The 22,431-nt window shown below is 51.5% G+C and carries 13 protein-coding genes; 9 read left to right on the top strand and 4 right to left on the bottom strand.

Going from position 1 to position 22,431, the window contains the following annotated elements:
• Positions 1-91: 91 nt before the first annotated feature.
• Entirely contained in the window at positions 92-415 is a 324-nt protein-coding gene (locus HRU79_02620) for a cation transporter (GenBank protein ID QOJ25597.1), read from the bottom strand.
• 123 nt (positions 416-538) lie between these two features.
• Between HRU79_02620 and HRU79_02615 the strand changes: the two genes are divergently transcribed.
• The 8 genes from HRU79_02615 (at position 539) to murB (ending at position 13,825) form a co-directional block, all read left to right on the top strand.
• Entirely contained in the window at positions 539-1,624 is a 1,086-nt protein-coding gene (locus tag HRU79_02615) for an efflux RND transporter periplasmic adaptor subunit (protein ID QOJ25596.1), read from the top strand.
• A 129-nt stretch (positions 1,625-1,753) separates the two neighbouring features.
• On the top strand, positions 1,754-2,584 hold the full coding sequence (locus tag HRU79_02610) for a DUF2911 domain-containing protein (GenBank protein QOJ25595.1): 831 nt from the start codon (positions 1,754-1,756) through the stop codon (positions 2,582-2,584).
• A 55-nt stretch (positions 2,585-2,639) separates the two neighbouring features.
• Positions 2,640-5,072 carry a PIG-L family deacetylase gene (locus HRU79_02605; protein ID QOJ25594.1) on the top strand — a complete coding sequence of 811 codons (2,433 nt, stop codon included), beginning with the start codon at positions 2,640-2,642 and terminating at the stop codon, positions 5,070-5,072.
• A 100-nt stretch (positions 5,073-5,172) separates the two neighbouring features.
• Complete coding sequence (locus tag HRU79_02600; GenBank protein ID QOJ25593.1) at positions 5,173-6,861, top strand: sodium:solute symporter; 1,689 nt, start codon at positions 5,173-5,175, stop codon at positions 6,859-6,861.
• Between the two features lie 43 nt (positions 6,862-6,904).
• Positions 6,905-9,958 (top strand): efflux RND transporter permease subunit, encoded by a 3,054-nt coding sequence (locus HRU79_02595; protein ID QOJ25592.1) that lies wholly within the window; start codon positions 6,905-6,907, stop codon positions 9,956-9,958.
• A complete protein-coding gene (locus HRU79_02590; protein ID QOJ25591.1) occupies positions 9,955-11,286 on the top strand; it encodes a TolC family protein in 1,332 nt (443 codons plus the stop codon). The genes HRU79_02595 and HRU79_02590 overlap by 4 nt, the downstream gene beginning before the upstream one ends.
• A gap of 101 nt (positions 11,287-11,387) precedes the next feature.
• A complete protein-coding gene (fumC, locus tag HRU79_02585; GenBank protein QOJ25590.1) occupies positions 11,388-12,782 on the top strand; it encodes a class II fumarate hydratase in 1,395 nt (464 codons plus the stop codon).
• A gap of 41 nt (positions 12,783-12,823) precedes the next feature.
• Entirely contained in the window at positions 12,824-13,825 is a 1,002-nt protein-coding gene (gene murB / locus HRU79_02580) for a UDP-N-acetylmuramate dehydrogenase (GenBank protein ID QOJ25589.1), read from the top strand.
• Here the strand turns inward: murB and HRU79_02575 are convergent.
• Positions 13,794-17,453, bottom strand: a complete 3,660-nt coding sequence (locus tag HRU79_02575; protein QOJ25588.1) for an ATP-binding cassette domain-containing protein — start codon at positions 17,451-17,453, stop codon at positions 13,794-13,796. The genes murB and HRU79_02575 overlap by 32 nt on opposite strands.
• A gap of 123 nt (positions 17,454-17,576) precedes the next feature.
• On the opposite strand from HRU79_02575, the gene HRU79_02570 reads away from it, so the two are divergent.
• Positions 17,577-18,080 (top strand): hypothetical protein, encoded by a 504-nt coding sequence (locus tag HRU79_02570; GenBank protein QOJ25587.1) that lies wholly within the window; start codon positions 17,577-17,579, stop codon positions 18,078-18,080.
• A 19-nt stretch (positions 18,081-18,099) separates the two neighbouring features.
• Here HRU79_02570 and HRU79_02565 read toward each other — a convergent pair whose 3' ends face one another.
• On the bottom strand, positions 18,100-18,867 hold the full coding sequence (locus HRU79_02565; protein QOJ25586.1) for a TIGR00730 family Rossman fold protein: 768 nt from the start codon (positions 18,865-18,867) through the stop codon (positions 18,100-18,102).
• A 17-nt stretch (positions 18,868-18,884) separates the two neighbouring features.
• Complete coding sequence (locus tag HRU79_02560) at positions 18,885-22,352, bottom strand: hypothetical protein (protein ID QOJ25585.1); 3,468 nt, start codon at positions 22,350-22,352, stop codon at positions 18,885-18,887.
• Positions 22,353-22,431 lie beyond the last annotated feature (79 nt).

Here is a 22,431-nt window from a genome sequence, read left to right as displayed (position 1 = left end):
CAATAATGGAAGGTTGGAAAAACACAAAATTAGGAGGCCGGCAAATTCAGGGCACAGCCTCCTACAAAATCGTAATAGGGCAAACTACAAATTACTCGTCACGATACTGACAGCAGTCGGGCAGATTGCTGTATGCCTCGTTGTCGGCAGTCTTACCGTCAGCATCATGCCCCACTTTAAGCACGGCATTTACAATGGCGTCCTTATTGGTCTTTTCATCGTCAAATGACACGGTCAGCTTCTTTGTCCGCTTATTCCAATCGGCTGAGCTGGTTCCGTCAACAGCCTTTACCGTTTTTTCGATGCGTTTTTTGCACGAACCGCAGTGTCCGCTGACATCTAAAACAAGTGTTTGCTCGGCGCCGAAGACAAGGGCCGGCAGCAGGAGCATCAGGAATGCAGATAATATTTTCATGGGTCCTCGTAACGATTAGTGGTCAAACTTCGTCAGTGCATGACGTTCGGCGCAGGAATAAAGTGCGACCGTGTACAAAAATGGCATTCCGTAGATTTACATCCATTCAAAAAACACCGAGTTATGCATAAAACTGTACGTTATGTTCTTATTGCAATTGCTGCCATCGCGGTTATTGCTCTTTTCATTGTGTTCCGACCAGCTCCTCAGGCATCTGTGCCAATGGGCGGTGGCAGGGGTGCGGGACAGACGCTTACGGTGTCGGGATATGTAGTACATGCCGCACCTTTTAGTGAACAGCTTACCGTTAGTGGCGTTGTTCGTGCGTCAGAAGAGGTCACCGTTTATCCCGAGATCAGCGGTCGGGTAATTAGCATTCACGCAGCTGAGGGCAGTTATGTACAGGCCAACCAGGTTCTGGTTAAGCTGGATGATACGGAACAACAGGCGCAACTGGCACGGTTAATTGCCCAATTGCGGCAGGACAGTTTATCGCTCTCCCGCATAAAATCACTCCGGAGTATCGATGGTGTGAGTGTTGCCGATTTGGATGCCGCCGAGACTCAGTTGGCTACGCGGAGAGCCGAAATTGCACAGGCCAAGGCAGTGCTGCATAAAACCGTTATCAGAGCCCCTTTCCCGGGAAAGGTCGGGCTACGGAATATCAGTCCGGGAGCTGTGGTGACGCCGCAGACGGCGATCATGAAGTTTGCGGATATCTCAACACTCAAGGTTGATGTGTCGGTCCCCGACAGATATGCATACGCTGTTGGTGTGGGCAGTGTGCTTATGTGCAGCGCGCCGTCACGGTCGGGAACCGATACCGTGCGTGCCCGCGTGTATGCTGTGGACCCCGTTGTAGATGCGGACACCAGAACGCTGCGGGTTCGGGCCATTATTGAAAAGCGCGGCTCGGGCAATACCCTGGTTCCGGGAACAGTTGTCGACGTGAATGTTGGCACCGCTACCTATCCCAAGGCGCTGCTTATTCCAACCGAAGCAATTCAGCCCGGCATGGATGGGTCAAGCGTATTTGTCGTAAATGGCGGTAAGGCTGCCCTCCGTGCGGTACAAACCGGCGGACGTTCTACGAGCCTTGTTCAAATCGTTCATGGTATTTCGGCCGGTGATACCGTGGCCACCAGTGGACTACTGGCGCTGAAGGACGGGTTTCCTGTCCACGTACAGCTTACCAATTCCATTCAATAAACAAAATTACCAACAACGGTGCCGGTACTCAATAACGCAACCGGTAAACCGGTACATATCAAACCTTTGTATGTTGCAACTCACATCTGCAAGAACGTTTTTTAAACATTACACTTTGGGGACAATTGTATGAAATACATCATCAGTTTATTTATCATGGCTGGTATTGTTGTACAGGCGCAGCAGCTAAAGCTACCCGCACTTAGCCCAACAGCAACGATTACCCAAGCCTTCTCTACCAGCGAAATCGAAATATCCTACAGTCGCCCTTCCATGCGTGGCAGGGTGATATTTGGTGATCTGGTGCCGTACGGAAAGGTGTGGCGCACAGGTGCAAATGCAGCAACGAAGGTAACGTTTGGTGAAGAGGTGGAGATTGGCGGGTCAAAAATTCAGCCGGGGACGTATTCCATGTACACAGTTCCGGGTGCAACCGAATGGGAAGTGATTTTTAACAGGAATACCGGCAACTGGGGTGCATACGGATACTCCAAGGATGATGATGTTGCGCGATTTAAGGTTAAACCTGCAACACTTGTAACACCTGTAGAAACATTTACGATTGCCATTACCAGTATAACGTTTGCGTCATGCAACATCGAGCTCTCGTGGGAGCGTACCAAGGTAATCATTCCGGTTATTGCTCACAATCAGGAACGTCTTAATAAACAAATTGAACAGGCAATCAATAATCCTTCCATACCGTATCACCAGGCAGCCACATACTACTTTGAAACAAATCAGAACCTGGATAAGGCCCTGGAGTACGCAACAAAGGCCGGAGAAGCAAATCCAAAGGCCTACTGGGTGTTTATGCTCAAGGCGCGGATTGCTGCAAAGCTTGGTGACAAGGAAACCGCACGCGAATCGGTGGCAACTGCCATTAATGTGGCAAAAGGGTCGGCCGACGAAGCTGGCTACGCCAAGATGGGCAAAGAGATTTTGGACAGTTTAAAGTAAGAGGTCGCACTGAGTGTGTATTGTAGTACGTTGGTTGGTATGCACGGCAGGACTCATGCTTGCCGTTAACTCCATGGCCCAGTATCAGAAACCCGCACCGTCAGCCCAGATTTACGGTCAGTTACAGCAGCTGAATAACCTCACGGGCGTGCTGTATGTTGCCGCACACCCGGATGACGAGAATACCCGCCTGCTTTCGTGGCTGGCGCGCGGACAGCATGTACGAACGGCATACCTTTCGGTGACGCGAGGTGACGGCGGACAAAACATCATCGGACCCGAACAGGGCGGTGCGCTTGGACTTATCAGGACTCACGAGCTGATGGCAGCACGACGGATAGACGGAGCCTTGCAGTATTTTGCCAGGGCGGTTGATTTCGGATATTCAAAATCTGCTCAGGAGACGTTTAAGCATTGGGACGAGCTTCGACTGATTGCCGACGTTGTTCGCACAATCCGCCTGTTCCGTCCGGATGTTGTTATCACCCGTTTCCCGCCGGACTCGCGTGCCGGTCATGGGCACCATACTGCTTCGGCCATCATTGCTGAAAAGGCGTTTGACTACTGCACGGGATCACTGGCCTTAAGCAGTGCCGATGCCGCACGGATGCAGGACATGCTTGACGGAACACAGCCATGGGTTCCACAGCGGCTACTGTTTAATGCCTACAGGTTTGGCAACAACAGCACCATTACCGATGGGATGTTCAGGCTGGACGTAGGCCACTTTGATCCACTGCTCGGAATGGGGTACGGCGAGCTGGCTGGTATTAGCCGCAGTATCCACCGCAGTCAGGGTGTTGGTACGCCATCCATACCCGGGATTGCACCCGAGTATTTTTCTACTACCCGGGGCACTGCACCAAGAATGAGTTTGTTCGACGGTATTGTGACTGACTGGCGGAGAGTAAACCGTGCTGACATAGCAGACGCAATCGGCAAGGTGATAAAGGAGTTTAGCATGACCAATCCGTCTGCCTCCGTCCCCGAACTTCTTCGGATCAGAACGATGATAGAAGGCCTCGATGATCCGTTCTGGCGCAGTCAGAAACTAGACCAGATTACGATGCTGCTACTTCAGTGTGCCGGCATTCGCCTGGAAGCAACGGTAGCAGAGCAGACGGTACTTGCCGGTGAACAGCTTGATGCAACACTGCGCATCATTCAGCGGACGCATCTGCCGGTTACCGTAACAGCCGTGCAATGGCCCGATGCGCTGATAACCTACTCAGTGCGGTGTCAGCCTGACTCTCTGGTATCACTTGACAAAGCGGTAACGATACCGCCGGGTACACCGGTAACCGAGCCCTACTGGCTGATGCAGGATCCTGAGCATGATTTGTTTACCATTTCCAACGACCGGTTGCTGGACCACCCCGTTGGCCAAAGCCCCTTACAAGTCCGTGTAACTCTGCACATCGGAAATTCTCCGGTTATGGTTTCGGTGCCGCTCAGCAATAAGCGACTCGACCCCGAACGTGGCGACATTATTGAAGAACTTCGTGTAGTGCCCCGTGCCAGTATCGAGCCGGTGTCTGCAACAGTGATCAGGAGAAATGGCACCGCTGCGGTATCCGTTCGGATCCGTGCCTTCAGAAAGCCGGTGGCGGGATCGTTGCGGCTGATGCTGTCAGGGAAGAGTGTTGGTGCTGTTGAGGGAATATCAATAGCTGCAAACACCGATACATTGGTGACGATGCCGATTGCGCCCGACATCAGCGGTGTTGCACACATCGAACTTGTTACAGGAGAAGGAGTGATTTCCCGCAGTGTGCAGGTGATTAGTTACGAACACGTGCCAACGTTACAATACACTAAACCTGCCCGGGTAACCATCGTGCCCGGCAATGTTGCCTGTACGGCAAAAACGGTGGGTTATGTGGCGGGTGCCGGTGATGCTGCTCCGCAGGTGCTGCGTGATCTGGGTGTTCAGGTAGATGAACTGGTTGATGCCGACATTGTTAACACTGAAAAGCTTGCCGCGTATGACGCAATTGTTGTTGGCGTGCGCGCTGCCAACGTCCGCAAGAGCATGCAGTACCTGATGCCATCGCTCCTTCACTATGCCGAGCACGGCGGTACGCTGATTGTGCAGTATAACACCACGCAGACACTCAGCACGCAGAACCTTGGGCCATGGCCGATTCCATTGTCGCGGAACCGGGTCACGGAGGAAGATGCACCGGTAACCATCCTGGCGCCGGATCATCCCGTTTTTACACATCCTAATAAAATTGATAAACAACACTTCGATGGCTGGGTTCAGGAAAGGGGCTTGTATTTCCCTGATGGATATGCGTCGGAGTATCAGGAATTACTCTCGATGGCGGACGAAGGTGAGCCTCAGCACCGGGGATCGCTGCTGTACGGTAGGTATGGAAGCGGACTTTACTACTACTGCGCACTGTCACTCTTCCGTCAGCTCCCTGCAGGTGTAGAAGGTGGCATCTTGCTGTTAGCAAACATGGTAAGTACCGGAGTGCGATGAAAGAAAAGAAACCAATACGCTGGGTGACGCTGTATGTTACTGTTCTTTCCTGGCTGGCTGTAGAAATTGTCCTGTTCTGGATTTTTACCGAGGTATATCGGTGACGCTGCCAGATTTTATTGTCTTTGCCGTTACCCTGGCAGCCATCGTTTTGTATGGTATTTGGCGGGGCAGGGCGCAGCGGAGTCGCGAAGACTACCTGCTTGCCGGTCGCACCCTGCCATGGCCAATGGTGTTGTTGGGGGTGATGGCAACCCAGGCAAGTGCGATCACATTTATCAGCGCTCCCGGACAGGCATTTACCGATGGGATGCGATTTGTGCAGTACTACTTTGGTTTACCAATTGCCATGGTGATTATCTGTGCTGTTTTCATCCCAGTATATCGAAAGTACAACGTTTACACTGCCTACGAATACCTGGAACGCAGGTTTGATAAGCGGACTCGGGTGTTTACTGGTATGTTGTTTTTGTTCTCGAGGGCAGTAAGCACAGGCATCAGTATCTATGCACCAAGTATTGTGATTAGTTCCATACTGGGCTGGAACATTTACATTACCAATGCCATCGTGGGTGGAACGCTGATGTTGTACACCATCCGCGGCGGTGCAAAGTCAATTGCCTATACCCAGACCATAATGTTTGTTGTTATCATCTCCAGCATGATATTGGCCGGTATCATGGTAGTATGGAGCTTGCCCGGGAATATGGACCTGAATGATGGTTTGATGCTGGCCGGTAAGAGCGGTGTGCTGAACGTGATCACCACGAATGTGGATTTCAATGACAAGTACACGCTGTTGAGCGGGATATTTGGCGGCCTCTTTTTATCACTCTCATACTTTGGGACTGACCAAAGTCAGGTTGGACGTTTTCTGGCCGGCAAGTCGGCCGACCAAAGCAAGCTGGGACTCCTCATGAACGGCATCGTGAAGATTCCAATGCAATTTGGCATTCTGCTGATTGGAGCATTGCTTGTTGGGTTGTACAGTGTTACACCGTCACCGATGTTTTTTAACAGCAGAGTATTGGCTACAATGCAGGAGCGGGCTCCGGCACAGGTTCAAAGTCTTCAGCACGAGTGGGACGCCGCTCAGACTAAACTGCAGGAAGCATCACGCAAGCTACTGTCTGCCAATGACCGGTCAGCCGCCAACACACAGGCACAGACGGATTTTCGGCAGGCCAAGGCTGAACAAAAAGATATCCGCACACGCCTTGGTCACCTTGCTGCCGGACTAAACATCTCCGAGCGGTCCGACGTGAATTATGTATTCCTGCACTTCGTGAAAACAACCATGCCAGTTGGTTTGGTTGGACTCATTTTTGCAATTATCATCCTGGCATCGTGGGGAAGCATCTCGCCGGCGCTGCATTCCCTGGCATCGGCAAGTATGGTTGATGTGCATCTGCGACTGTTTCCGCAACGTGATGCCAACTTTACCCGTCACATTCGGCTGCACACCCTTGGCTGGGGGATGTTTTGCGTCATCATCAGCATGGCTGCCACCCGTATGGGATCGCTGATTGAGACAGTAAACATTCTTGGCAGTTTGTTTTACGGTCCCATGCTGGGTATTTTTCTGTGTGCCTTCTTTATCAGGCGGGCTTCTGCGACTGCAGTGTTTTACGGTGCACTGTTATCCGAACTTGTCATTTTCACACTCTGGTGGTCCGACGCCGTTAGCTTTTTATGGCTGAACACCATTGGAACAGCCGTTGTTGTTCTGCTGGCGATTATTCTCCCGGGAAGCAAGCCGCCGCCGGAGCACCATACAGCATCAGCATAACCGAATGGACACCATGCATCACTATGAAATCTAATTACAAGCAATGAACATTTCCGTATTAACGATCCGACGCCCGGTGCTGAGCATCGTACTGAGCGTTATCCTGGTTCTCATGGGGGTGATTGGCTTCCAGTCACTCGGCGTGCGTCAGTTTCCCAACATCGACCCGCCGAACATTAACGTTACCGTTACCTATCCGGGTGCCAATGCCGATGTTATTGAGGCCCAGGTAACTGAGCCCCTTGAAGAAAGTATTAACACAATTGATGGTATCAGATCGCTAACATCGCAGAGCTCTGATGGCAGAGCTGCCATCACGGTAGAATTTCAGCTAGGTGCTGATCTGGAGCAGGCTGCCAACGACGTGCGTGACCGCGTGGACAGGGCCAAACGGCTGCTGCCACGAGACAACGACCCGCCAATTGTTGCAAAGGCAGATGCCAACGGACGTGCGATCGTGGTGATGACGGTGCAGAGCACGAACCGCACCCTGGCAGATCTAACGGCCTTTGGTACCAACGTGCTGAAGGAGAGGCTTCAGACGATTGCAGGTGTGGGAGCCATTAACATCTGGGGTGAGCGGAAGTACGCCATGCAGATCATGATGGATCCCGATAGGCTGGCAGCGTACGGCCTAACCACCACAGACGTGTTTCAGGTTCTTGCCGTCGAGAACGTCGAGCTCCCCACCGGGAAACTGGAAGGAAGCAGTACAGAGCTCACAGTGCGCACCTTAGGAAGGTTAACAACGGCAGAAGAGTTTTCCGGACTTATTCTAAAAAGTTACCAGGGCGGAGTTGTCCGCTTGTCAGATGTTGCCCGCGTTTATCTTGGCGCCGAGAACGAACGAACCATCCTAAAGCGTAACGGCCAACCGATGATTGCCCTGGCAATATCGCCGCAGCCCGGAGCAAATCAGGTAGAGATCTCGAATGAGTTCTATCGCCGTTTGGATATGTTAAAGAAGTTTGTACCGTCCGACATAACCCTGGATGTTGCCTTCGACGATACCCGTTTTATTCGCAGTGCCGTCGAAGAAGTAGAAGAAACACTGATCATAGCCTTTTCTCTGGTTGTGGTAATCATCTTCCTATTCCTGCGGTCATGGCGGGCAACGTTTATTCCGGTCGTCGCCATTCCCGTAAGCCTGGTTGCAACCTTCTTTGTCATGTGGGTTGCAGGATTTTCTCTTAACGTTCTGTCGCTTCTTGGAATCGTACTTGCCACCGGTATCGTTGTTGACGACGCTATTGTGGTAATGGAGAACATCTTTCGTCGCATCGAAGGTGGGGAGACGCCGCGGGAAGCAGCCGAAAAAGGTGCTACTGAAATTTACTTTGCTATCATATCAACAACCATCACTCTTGTTGTTGTTTTCATCCCGATTATCTTCCTGCCCGGTCTTACCGGCAGGCTGTTCCGTGAATTTGGTGCAACTGTTGCAGCCGCCGTCCTTATCAGTGCCTTTGTTTCGCTGGCGCTAACACCAATGATGAGCTCCAAGCTGTTAAAGGCACATGCCATGGACGGTTGGTTTGCCCGTAAAACCGAGCCGTTCTTTGTATGGCTCACAGAGGTGTACCGTTCAATTCTGGGTCACGTTATTCGTAAGCCGCTTGTTGCTCTTATCCTGATGGCAGCGTCTGCAGCCATGATATACGTGTTTGGAACCGCTCTGCCACAGGAACTTGCGCCCCTTGAAGACAGGGGGATACTGGTTGCCAACGTTACTGCCCCCGAAGGGACAACGTATAACCGCATGGATGAAATCATGGACTCGCTCACGGCGCGAATCCTGCGGGCAGCACCGGAAACACAAACCATGATTTCGGTAACCTCGCCCAGCTTTTTTGGCGGCGGAAACAACAATGGCTTTGCACGGCTGGTTTTAAAACCGCATACAGAACGGGAACGTTCACAAATGGAGATTGCCGGCGTCCTGGCACCTATGCTGCGTACATCAACCGAGGCCAGAACCGTTATTATTCAGGAACAAACCATCAGCACCGGTATGCGTGCCGGACTCCCGGTACAGTACGTGTTGCAAGCATCCTCACTCGAAGATCTGCGCTCGGTGTTGCCAAGGTTTTTGGATGCTGCCAATGCCGACCCCACCTTTAGTATTGTTGATGTTGACCTGAAGTTTACCAAGCCGGAAGTTGTACTGCATATCGACAGGAACCGCGCCCGAGACCTTGGAGTGAGCGTACAGGATGTGGCCTTGGTGCTGCAAACGGCACTGGCCGGACAACGCTACGGCTACTTTATGAAGGACGGTAAACAATACCAGATCCTGGGTCAGGTTGAACGGTTGCAGCGAACCACACCTGACCAACTGCGCAGTTTGAATGTACGCACGAAGACCGGGGAACTCATCCCACTTGCATCCGTGGTTAGCCTTGAAGAACGCAGCGCACCTCCGGCTCTGTACCGCACTGATAGATCGCTCAGCGCTACCGTGAGTGCAGGCCTTGCCGATGGTAAAACGATTGGTGACGGGATACAGCGCATGAATGCGATTGCAGATACCGTTCTGGACGAACGATTTACAACATCGCTGTACGGCATCAGCCGTGACTTTGCTGAAAGCAGTTCAAGTTTACTGTGGGCATTTCTGCTGGCCATTGCATTTGTGTACCTGGTGCTGGCTGCACAGTTTGAAAGTTTTGTTGACCCGCTCACAATCATGCTTACGGTACCGCTGGCGCTTGCAGGAGGTGCCCTGGCGTTATGGATTACCGGTGATACGCTAAATATATTTAGTGAGATTGGAGCCGTCACGCTGATCGGCCTGATCACCAAGAACGGTATCCTGATTGTTGAATTTGCAAACCAGCGGTTAGAGCACGGTGTGAATGTTCTGCAGGCTGCCACCGAAGCTGCGGCAACGAGGTTTCGACCAATTCTGATGACGTCGCTTGCAACCATGCTGGGTGCACTTCCTATTGCCTTGTCAATGGGAGCAGCCTCGGGAAGCAGGGTTGGTCTGGGTGTTGTTGTGGTTGGCGGAATGCTGTACTCTACTGTCCTGAGTTTAATTGTAATCCCGTCACTCTACGTGGTGATGAGTAAACTAAAAAAGGTTCATGAATCATGATGCAGCTATTACATAAACTCGGACTCTGCTGTACCGTGGGTATTGTGTGCATTGCGGGCACGCAAATCGGTTTGGGTGCTGATACCCTGCGGCTGTCGCTGCACGATGCAATCGAGATGGCATTCCGGAAGAATTTCGATATTCAGAGTGCACGGCAGGATTCCCTCATGGCCCATGTGGTTGGAAGCTCAGGTATTACCGGGTATCTGCCCAAGGTTTCGTTGCAGGCAGACATTAACACCGGCGCCAATAACATCAACCAGTCGTTTGCCGACGGCAGGGTAATCGCAAAGGACGGGGCTTCGGTTGATGGCAGCAGTGCGGCTGCAACTGTTATGTGGACGGTGTTCGACGGCTTCAGGATGTTTGCATCAGCCAACCGTTACAAGGCCCTTGAACAACAAGGTCTGTCACGGGTTCAGGCAACAATGCAAAGCGTACTTGCCGATGTAATTACTGCATACAGTAATGTTGTGGCAACCCAGAGTTTTATGGCCACAGTGGACAGTGCACTGGCGCTTGCCAAGGAACAGATGCAGATCGAGGAACTGCGCCATGCCGTTGGTGCATCGAGTGGTGTTGACCTTGCACAGTCCAGGATTGACTTCAACGCACAGCAGGCAATGGTTGTACAGATGAGAAGCACGCTTCAGAATGCTACATCCGCACTGCTGACTCTGTTGAATACCGATCCACAGACGGTGATTGTTGCCGACACCTCCATGCCCACGATGAAGATCCTTTCCAGGGATGACCTTGTGGAATCAGTCCGGCAGTCTAACCCCGAACTTCTTGCATTACAAAAGGCACTCGAAGCTGCAAGCGCTCATGTGGCCGAAGTGCAGTCGGTGTTTATGCCAACGATTACACTGACCGGAACCTATCAGTACAATAAGACCACGCAGGGTGCCGGATTCATTCTAACCAGCAACACAACGGGCTGGAATATTGGAGCGCAATTAACCTGGAACATTTTTAATGGTTTTTCGGATAAGATTGCGCGGGAACAGGCCTTGGTGCAGGAAGAGAAAAGCAGAATTGATATCAAAGCGCTGCAGAACTCTATTATTGGACGAATTGACCGTACATACCGGTCGTACCAGACCATGACAGAGCTGTACAGGATTTATCGCGAATCGTACGATGATGCATTAAAAAACGCAAACGTTGCACTGCAGAGTCTGCGCGTGGGTACGGTAAGCGCACTCCAGGTACGTCAGGCGCTCTTGTCGGTACTGCAAACGGGCGAGCAGTTAACGCAAACTACATATCAGAAGCAACTGGCGGCAACCGAACTGCTTAGGCTTACGGGCACATTAATCCGGTAATTCAATGAGTGGTCGGGAAGGGGGCTGGAGTTTTGTGAAACATTGCCCATGACCGAGATAGGCTATTTTTGTACGTATTCACTCATTATTCTAAGAGATCAATGTCTGCATCATTTCGTACCGAACGCGACTCGATGGGCGAAATTCCGGTACCGTCCAATGCATATTACGGCGCCCAAACGGCACGGTCACTTATCCATTTTGCCATTGGCACCGAAACCATGCCCACGGAAGTTATTCATGCGATGGCCATCCTGAAAAAGGCGGCTGCCATCGTGAACCGCGATCTGGGAAAGCTGCCGGCTGACAAGGCTGACCTGATAATGAAGGCTGCCGATGACGTTATGGCCGGAAAGCTGAACGATCAGTTTCCGTTACGTGTGTGGCAGACCGGTTCGGGTACGCAGTCAAACATGAACGTAAACGAAGTTATCTCTAACCGTGCTATCGAGCTGGCAGGTGGCGAGCTTGGAAGTAAAACGCCTGTGCACCCTAACGATCACGTAAACATGTCACAGTCGTCGAACGATACGTTCCCGACGGCAATGCATATTGCTGCCGCATTAGCTACCGTAACCAAGCTTATCCCGGCCGTAACCGCACTGCGCGACACGTTTGCACAAAAAGCAGGTGAGTTTCAGCCCCTTATCAAGAGCGGACGAACCCACCTGATGGATGCCACGCCGGTGACGCTTGGACAGGAGTTCTCGGGCTATGTTCAGCAGCTTTCCAATGGATTGCAACGTATCCAGGAGTCGCTGCACGGTGTGTATGAGCTGGCGTTGGGCGGAACAGCCGTTGGTACCGGACTGAACACACATCCCGAGTTTGCCGTTCGATCAGCCGAAGCAATATCAAAACTTACGAATCTTCCGTTTGTGACGGCGCCGAACAAATTCGAGGCACTTGCAGCACATGATGCTCTTGTGTACTTCCATGGCTCACTGAAAACACTGGCCGCATCACTCATGAAAATTGCCAATGATATCCGGTGGATGGCCAGTGGCCCACGGTGCGGTCTGGGTGAGCTTTTTATTCCCGAAAACGAACCGGGTTCAAGCATTATGCCGGGCAAGGTGAACCCAACACAGAGCGAGGCAATGACGATGGTATGCGCCCAGGTGTTCGGTAACGATGTTGCCATTAATGTTGGTGGAGCAAGCGGCAACTTCGAGCTGAATGTGTTTAAACCGGTAATGATTTATAATGTTCTGCAAAGCATAAACCTGCTTGCCGATACGTGCACCATGTTTAATGAACATTGTGCAAAGGGTATTCAGCCGAACAAAGAGAAATTGGACTTCTACAATCATAACACCCTGATGCTGGTGACGGCACTTAATCAGCACATTGGCTATGATAAGGCTGCTGCAATTGCTAAAAACGCACACCATAAGGGCATCACACTGAAAGAAAGTGCTCTGGAACTGGGCTACCTCAGTGCTGAAGATTTTGATGCGTGGGTACGTCCGGAAGATATGCTGGGGCCGCGGTAACCTTTCTGAACATACCCTGTTCGTTTACTACATCCGTCACCATGGCCATAACAGCGTATAAAGCAAACATTGCCAACCATACCACGTTTGGTATTGATGTGCCGGTACGGCTTGTAGATATTTCGGCGGTGGACGAGCTTCGTGAAGCACTGGTGCGTTTCCCGCAAGCCCTTGTAATCGGAGGTGGATCGAATATTGTGGTAACGGCACCTCCGGAGCAACCGGTCCTGCGGATTTTGTTAAAGGGTCATACTGTTCTCTCAGAAACACCAGAACACGTTACCGTGTATGTTGCTGCTGGCGAACAGTGGCACGGGTTTGTAGAATGGTGTGTTCAGTACAATCTGGGTGGACTGGAGAATCTGGCCTTGATACCGGGGACCACGGGCGCCGCACCAATTCAGAATATCGGTGCGTACGGAGTAGAACAGGAGTCATGCTTTGTTGAACTAACAGGTATCGAACGGTCAACCGGGAGAACGATTACGCTCCAGAAACAGGAATGTAAATTTGGTTATCGAGATAGCGTGTTCAAGCGGGAGCGTGCAAACCAGATTGTCATCATCGGAGTAACGTACCGCCTTGCAAAGCCCCCCTACACCCCTCATGCGCAGTACAAGGATGTTGCAGAACTGCTGAGCAACAACAGGAACCCCACAATTCAGGATGTGTTTCAGGCCGTTATTCAGATTCGTAGGCAGAAGCTACCCGATCCCGCAGAAATTGGGAATGCCGGATCGTTTTTTAAAAATCCAATTGTAAGCAGGGTGGTTTATCAAGAACTGAAGCAGAAGTATCCCGAGTTGCCGTCATACCATGTGGATGACGATTATGTAAAACTTCCGGCGGCGTGGCTGATTGACAGGTGCGGATGGAAGGGGAAGCGCTGCGGAGCCGTTGGCGTCCACTCACGTCAGGCTCTCGTGATTGTTAATTATGGCGGAGCAACAGGCAACGATGTACGAAACCTGGCCGTTCAGATTGCTAACGATGTGTATGATACCTTTGGTGTTACTCTTGAACCGGAAGTGAGCTTTTGGTAACATACGAAAGGGTGTTCTGGGCATCCATCCGGATGATGACGTTGCAATCTTGTACCGTGTTTATACGGTGGGCAATGATCAGCACTGTTGCATGACGGAATTCGCGGCGTATCGTTTGCTGGATAATCATGTCTGTTTTACCGTCAACACTGGCTGTAGCCTCGTCAAGCACGATAATACGGGCATTGGACAGGATGGCACGAGCCATGCAGAGCAGCTGACGCTGCCCCTGTGAGAAGTTCACGCCGCCCTCTGCCACCTGAGTGTAAAGGCCATCGGGAAGCTGCTGTATAAAGGTGGCAAGCTGTACGCGTTGCAGTGCCTCCCACACCTGAGCATCTGCAGACTGACCATACCTGTCCAGATTACTCCGAATGGTGCCAATGAACAAGGTGGGGTCCTGCGGAATGATTGCCATGGCAGTACGAAGCCTGTGCAGCGGAATACTGTTGATATTTACACCGTCGATCTCTATACTGCCCGACTCCACGTTGATAAACCGGTATAACGTCTGAAATACCGTGCTTTTCCCCGATCCGGTTCTGCCAACAATACCAACGATGCTGCGGGGAGGTATCTCTGCACTGAGGTTGTGTATTACCGGAGGCAGTGTTGAAGCGTATCGTACGGTGATGTTGCTAATCCGGATTGCACCGTGTACCGGCCACGGAACAGTCTCAGCCAGCGGTGGCGGCAGCGTGACGTCGGCTTCGGCAGGAAGGGCGCCGTAATATCCCAGCCGCTCAACCGACGTCATCCGGCTTTCTACTTCGCTGAACGATCTGATCGTCCACTCCAGATTGCCCCAGAACGACAAGGCATACGTAAGCACAAGGCCGGCAGTACCGGTGCTAAGGGCATCGTGCCATGACATTAAAACAACAGTGAGTGTGGTTGCGATGCCAACGATCCCGCTTACCAAGGGTACCCGGACACTGAACCACCGGTTTAGTAGTATGCTGCAGTAAAAGGCACGCTGGAACCTGACCAGCGCATGATGATATCCCTGTTCAAACCAGGACTCTCGGCCAAAGCTGTGTATAACGTCCAGTCCGGTAACCATTTCTTTAAACTGTGCATACCGAGGCGAGCGGGAGACGGATTCAATGCGCTTGGCTTCGCGTGCCGACATTCGGTAGTCTCGCTGCAGCCGATAGTACAGGTACAGTACCGGTATAATCACAATAATTAATATCGGGAGAATCGAAACGGCAAGGATCACCGATCCAAGAGTCTTGGTAACTGATTTAAAACATAGTTCAAAGTGGGACGAAAGGCGGTCATCAACCGACTCCTGGTCGCGCGAGAATCTGTTCAGGATTCTGCCAATGGGCGTCGTGTCAAAAAACCGCAGTGGCGCATAGAGTACTCCCTGCAACGCATTGTCGTGCAGCGTTAGTCCGGCAATTGCTGCTCTGCGCAGCCACAGTAAACGCTCTGCAATCCAGCCGATAAGCACAATGGCGCCAATGCCCCCAAAGATGACTACAGCAGCGAGCGGAGACATGATGCCGGTGTCTGACCAGTATGCCATCCACCAGGTTTGCGTCATTGGCAACAGTGTGATGGCAATCGTTGACCCGACAAGAGCAAGGGCAATCAAGACCGGTTTATATGTGCCTGTTCCAAGCAGTGCATGGGTGTAGGTGCGGAAGACATGGGATTTCACGGCACCGGTATCCCGGTCTTCTTCTATTACAAACCCGGACGATGACTCGGAACCATTCGCCTGATCACCAACCCAACGATGGACCGGTGGCGGGTCTGCCCGTGCCTGTTTACCCTTGGTGTTGAGGTTGGTATCTGCAATACTATCCCGTACCTCCGCATAGGATCCAATCGCTGTTATCCGGCCATTGTTAAGAACAATGATCATATCAAATCGTTCAAGATGGTCCAGCCGGTGTGTTGCAACAATGCGAGTGACTCCCTGAAGCCTGCCAAAGAGCAGAGCATCTGCAAGGTGGTGTTCTGTAGCGGGATCAACTGCCGAAAGCGGGTCATCGAGCACAAGCAGCCCTGGCTGAGCATACGCCGCCCGTGCCAGTGAGATCCGCTGCTTTTGTCCGCCACTCAGGTTCACACCCCGTTCGCCGATTTCGGTGCGGAGGCCTGCAGGCATTGCAGCAACGTCGGGTAAAAGGGCACAGTCTTCGATAACTCCGCGAAGATCGCCGTGGAAAGTTTCGGGGAGGCCAAACCGGATATTGTCTTCTACAGACGCATTCAGAATAAACGCTTCTTGTGGAACATAACCAATGCGAGGCCGGAGATCAGGCTGAACATTGGTGTACTGCAAGCTGCCTTCGTCACACTCCTGGATGCCGGCCAGGAGTCGAAGAAGAACACTTTTACCGGAGCCCACACTGCCCACGATGGCAACGGAACTGCCAGGCGGGATGGTACAGGTTATGTTGCTGAGTGACGGGAAGTGGCGGTCAGAATACCGGACCGTAACATTGTTTAGCGATATGCCTACGGGATGTGAAGGGGCTGACAGTTCACGCTCATCGGCTGGTCGTGTAGCCGCGGAAAAGAATGCGTGAAGGCGGCCGGTAGCAACTCTGGCATGCTGTACAGATGCCAGTAGCTGACTGATAGAACCAAAGGGGTCTTCCAACAGCGCAAATAAAGCCAGACTGGCAAAAACGGTGCTAACAGTGAGTTGGCCGCCAAGTAGCACAAAGGTTGCAAGGCCGGTGAATGCCACCAGCGTAGTAACACTCACCAGCAGGGCAGTGCTCATTGCATCGGTATTAACAATTTGAAGTCGCTTGCGAACTTCACTCTTCCTGATGCTGCTGACCTCGGAATGTACGCTGTTCTCCCATCCCTGGTACTTGATTACCCGAATTCCCTGAAGAAGCTGAGCCATCAGGGTTACACGGGCATCACGGTGTTCCATAAGTTTATGATCAAGTTTTCGGTACCGGCGCGCAGCCAGGGCACTAAGAGGTGTAAGAATCAGCATGGCGGCAATACTTGCCAGTGTTGCCGGGCCAAGGAACGTCCAGAGTAACGCCGTGGCACCCGCTATACGGATGACGATGCCCATGGCATCCGGAAGGAAGAATGCACATTCCGCAATGGCGTCGGTGTCGCTCGACAGGTGGTTAACCAAGTCGCCTGTCTGCATGCCGTTTCGAGCACGATTCTGCAAGCGCAGGGCATGCAACACCACACGTTTATTAATGCCGTTTGTTAGAGCAGCAGTAGAGCTTAATGCATGGTAGTAAAATTGCTGAGCAAATAAACCGCTTGTGACGCCGGTTAAGCCAAGGCAAATGGCAATGGTAATCGTGGCTTCCGGATGGAGGGCAACGTTGGGGAGCAAGCGTAGCAGTTCGGCAAGCAGAAGCGGGCTTACCAGCAGCGCTGTTAAAAGCAGCAGATTAAAAATCAGTGAGTTGCGTGCGGCCGACCCCGTGGCAGCGTATGCCGAGAGGATAAATCTTCCAAAGTGCTCTGTGTTCAGGTGCTCAAACCGCGCTGACGTGGTGTCTGGATGGAATCCCCAGGGAGCCTCGGGCGCGTCATCGGGTGTAAGTGAACGTACCCTGCCAATACGGATAATTGGCCAGGCATCAGTAAATAGCAGCCTCCGCAATAACCATCGCAATTTCATCATTGGTGTAGGGGGCTTGGGTTTTCCGTCACCGTTTGAGAATTGGTTACTATGTACACCGGATAATGCATTTTTGTAGCTGAAGTAATTACTACCGATTAAACTGAAAAACAAAAGAGGAACAGAATGACGAACACAAAACTCATAATGTCAGTATGGACTGTCATGTTTATGCTGACGGGGTCTGTGCTCTACGCACAGCAAAGTCACGAAGAGCTGGCCATTGTACAAAATCTCTTTGGCATGAATAAGCGAAGTCTGTACGAAAAAACCATGACGTTGTCAGCAGCCGATTCAGTTGGTTTTTGGCCGTTGTACGATACGTACGAATCCAAGCGTACCAAGGCCGTAAAAAACACCATCGACGCAACCAAGAAATTTATCAGCGTGTATCCAAACACTACTCATGAGCAGATAAATGATATGATCATGGATATTAGCGATGCGAATGATGATCTGCGTGACCTGATTCTGGATTACTACTCCGATATCCGCAAGACAACGTCGGCGCAGACGGCTGCCATGTTCTATCAGATTGAATCGTACATACTAAACGCACTGGAACTTGAGATTAACAACTCACTTCCATTCCTTCAGAGTTATTCATTAAGCCTGCAAAAGCGGAAGTAGAATTAAAGACGTGATGTCATTACGTTGCTCCTGCCTTACTGGGTTGGTTCGGAATGAAGAGTTGCTGCTTCAGTCCAAATCGTTTTACAACGTTTTTCTTTAAGTACTGGCAAGCGTCCTCAACCGAGTCGGTTATTAAGAACCGATCCATATCGGCAGGACTTATTGTGCCCTCATCAATAAACCTGCTCCATGATGCGATAAGTTCGGAATAGTATTCCTTGCCCATTAACACCACAGGGAAGTTGCGAATTTTATTGGTTTGCATCAAGGTTAGCGCTTCGAACAGCTCATCGAGTGTGCCAAAGCCCCCTGGCATAACAACAAAGCCGAGTGAGTACTTTATCAGCATGAATTTGCGGACAAAAAAGTAGTCGAACTCGATCATCAGATCAAGGTATGGATTGGGGTGCTGCTCATGAGGAAGTACGATATTACAGCCAATGCTGGTGCCGCCGGCTTCGCGTGCTCCGCGATTGGCAGCTTCCATGATACCGGGACCGCCACCGGTGAGAACAGTAAATCCCATATCCGCCAAAGCAGCACCGGTTTCGCGGGCAAGCTGGTAATATTTGTGATCTTCCTTAAATCGTGCGGATCCGAATACAGTAATGCAAGGGCCTACAAAGTGGAGCTTTCGGAATCCCCGAACGAACTCCCAGGCCGAGCGCAGCACAAAACCAAATTCCTTTAGCCGACCATGCGGTCCCTCCAGAAACTCACGCTCTGACCTGTTGCCAAGGCCGTTGTTTTGAAAAAATTTGTCTTGTCCGTTTGATAGTTCCATAACGATACTAAAATGTATTAACGATATACGATAAACGGCGTACACGCCACGATACGACCGTCTGCCTCAGCAGTAAGAGTGTACATTCCATTTGCCAACAACAACGTATTCCAGCTGAAAACACAATCAAGTCCAATGGGCTGGGTTGCGTGAAAAACCGTGTGAAGAATTCTGCCGTGAATGTCACGGACAGTAACAGTAACATTGCGTTTATCAGAGATTGCCGATAACGAAATTACCGCAACATCCGAAGCAGGATTGGGTCTGATCGTTAATCGGCTTGCCTGGTATTCAGCATTGCTGACTGAGGTTATTGATGGCTCTACAAAATTAAAGCCTGCCACCTTATAGATTGATCCGCCAAAGTCACTAACCCACATGTTGCCGTCGCGTTCGTCGTATTCTATGCCGCGTCCGTTAATCAGATAACTGTTGGTTGTGAGCAGTAACCGGTCTGACTCCACGGTGATTGACTGACTGCTGGCGAGAACGGCGGAACAATTGGTAAGCTGTTCATTTTCGGCTGAAAAATCAGTGCATACCTGTAGCAGGTTTCCGTTGTTATCATGGGCCAGACCTCTGGGACCGTACCGAGACCTGCATGGGTTGGAAACGTGGTCAATCGTTTGTCCGTCTGTGTCCATAATATAAACATTTTGATCACCATCGCGCTCCAGAGCAATGAGCTTCCCATCGATATATTCCAGGCCTGTAGGGTAGCGGAGCGCTGCCGACATGAACCACTTCACCAGGGTGCCGTTTGTGTCAACGGCAATAACCTGAGCCCCGTAGCCGGAGGTGTTGGAGAGCATGTGCAGGTAGATGATTCCGTTTTCGCGATCAACGGTGAGGTCAGTAAACAGCGAATCGCCAACAGACTTTGGAAGTCTTACTTCCTTCAGCACGCTAAGTGTGTTGCGGTCGAGCTTGTACAGGTATGGCGTATAGAAACTGGTGCTCCATAGCCCGTCCTTACCGTCCCAAGCCAGCCCGTACGGCGTCCACGGAACCATGGTTTGCTGTACGATACCACCCTTGGAAATCGGAACTATGGTAAACGATCGGCTGATACGCTGCTGGTTGGGGTTGGATTGCGATGTAACCCGGATACGCGCCACAATGGTTGGCCAGTTGGGGATCTGCCAGCGGTAGGCAGTGCCTGAAACGCCATCTGCAAGGGGTTTCCAGGTTTTGCCGTCATCAAGGCTGTATTCAAGGTTTACCGGTGATGCAAAGCCAACCCACGATATGGTGGTATGCAGTGTGCCGGTAAAGACTTCAGCGCCCGCCGGAGCCGTAATTGCTGGCTCAGAGGGGGCAACCGAAAGGAGTGGTGTTTCCCAGGCGCTCCTTCCGTGGGTAACACAGCGCAGGTAGCCAAATTCATAATTAAGCTTAATACCGGTAACAACGGTGCGGGGCAGCCCCTTCCCATAGGGCATCCAATGGATGCCGCCGTCGAATGTGGCAAAAACGCCAATGTCGGTGGCAATAAACAGGATATTCTCGTCTTCGGGGTGAACTGCCAGACCGTTGACGGGAATGTCTGGCATGTTTCCCCAGGCCGATGTCCAGGTTTCACCAAGGTTTGTTGTTTTCCATACGTTGGGAGCACCGTACTGACCGTAGGTAATCCATGCCGTAGCGCCATCCTTACGCGAACATTGTATCGAGGAAATGAATCTGTTGGTCAGGTTCATTTGTTTTATCGGTTGCCACGACTCACCGTCGTTTGTAGAAAGCCACAGGTCACCTGCCGAGGTTCCGGCCCACTGCTGACCATACTCAACGGGCGAGAAGGCAAGGGCCGAGATTTCGTTTCTGAAGTAGGGGCTTGACGGATACCACAGGTCGCCGCCGTCAAATGAGCGGTAAACCCGTGTACGACCATGCATCAGGTCAAACCCATCGAGCGGGTTAACCACCAGAGGTGCCGTCCACAATGCTGATTCGGATTGGTCAATTCCGCTTACGATAAGTCGGCCTTTCTTAGTTTTAAAGTCAATCCGGAATGGTGCACCGTTTGGGTTGTTGCCATAAAGAATATCGGGGTCATCGTGATTGATGGCAGTAACCATGCCGTCGCCACCCCACAGACTATCCCATTCCATGCTTCCAAAGGTACCCAGAGTTCCGTTGTCCTGCGTACCGCCAAACGATCGTTCGGTACGGGTAGGGTCATTATCAAAGTCATAAAATTGTGTAATACTCAAGCCGTTATTAATCACAAACCAAGAATTGCCGTTGTCGGTGCTTTTTACCATCCCGCCGTCGTTGCCAGCGTAAATCAGCTTACTTCCGGGTGGTCCGAAGGCCAGGCAGTGCTGGTCTACGTGTACGGGATTCTGTCCGTTGCCGTCGGCATACCCGTTGGTAAGGTTAATCCAGGTGGTCCCCCCGTTTGTGGTGCCGTAAATATCAATGCCACCGGCAAAACACACATCGGGGTTGGTAGGAGAGATGCTGATATAGTTGTCGTAGAAGCCCTGACTAGCCTCGGGGTTGCAACTGCCCGCAAAAAAGCATCCAACGCCATCGTTATACTGCGCAGTCCACGTAAGCCCCTTATCAGTACTTTTTGCGATCACCGCCAGCTTGTTAATTTCCATAAGGACGTAAAGAACGTTAGGGTCGGAAGCGCTTTGTTTAATCGAGGTTCTGCCAATGGAACCATACAGACCTGTCATCCTGGGCTGCCAGGTTGTGCCACCGTCCGACGTGTACAGGATGCCCTTATCACGCACCCCCACAAACCATTCATTTTCGTCCAGCGGGTTAATAGTCATGTCGTACACCGACTCATTCAGGATCTTCGTCCATGTTTCGCCTTCATCGGTGCTTTTATACACGCCGGCATTTGTGTTCATGCATCCGGCCATCAGGAGTTTTGGGTTGCGTGGGTGTGAGTAAATACGCGAGACCGAGCCCACGTGTGTCAGGCCAATCGATGTCCAGGTTTGTCCGGCATCGGTGGACCGCAGTACACCCGCACCCAGGAAGGTATTGGCATTGGTGACCGATTCACCGGTACCGGCATAGATAATATCGGGGTTGTTTGGGTGAAACCACAGTGAACCCATTGCAGTTGCGTTGGCATCATCGGTAAGGGGTTCCCAGGTAGCACCTGCATTGGTGGTTTTCCAGACCCCTCCTGCGGCTGCACCGATATACACCGTGTTTGCGTCAGTAGGGTGTACGATAATATCCTTCACCCGCCCGGCAGTGCTGTACGGACCAATAGGTTTCCACTCCGGCTGATCGGCAAGTACGTTGTCGATGCTCTTGCTGATCTCCATCCTGCGTGCAGTTGTGATAGCGTGTACTCTGATATCTTCCGGCAGTACCGCTCCGGCGGGTACTCTGCGAGATTTGAAGGCCTCGAACTTTTTATGGATTGTACCACTCTCATCGTCCGGACGCAGCTGGGCCGGCACCGTTTGTGCCAAAGCACAGCACAGTGTCAGCAGAATAACCAGTTGTTTCATATACTTGTTCTCCATCAATCATGCAAAATACCCTAACTTTCCGTAGTCCGTGTGTGATGAGCATGCGTTCTACTATCTG

The sequence above is a fragment of the Ignavibacteria bacterium genome, assembly GCA_015709655.1.
In the GTDB taxonomy this organism is placed as follows: Bacteria; Bacteroidota; Ignavibacteria; order Kapaibacteriales; family Kapaibacteriaceae; genus OLB6.
The sequence above is the reverse complement of the archived record's forward strand: the minus strand, read 5'-3'. Positions and strand labels throughout refer to the sequence as shown.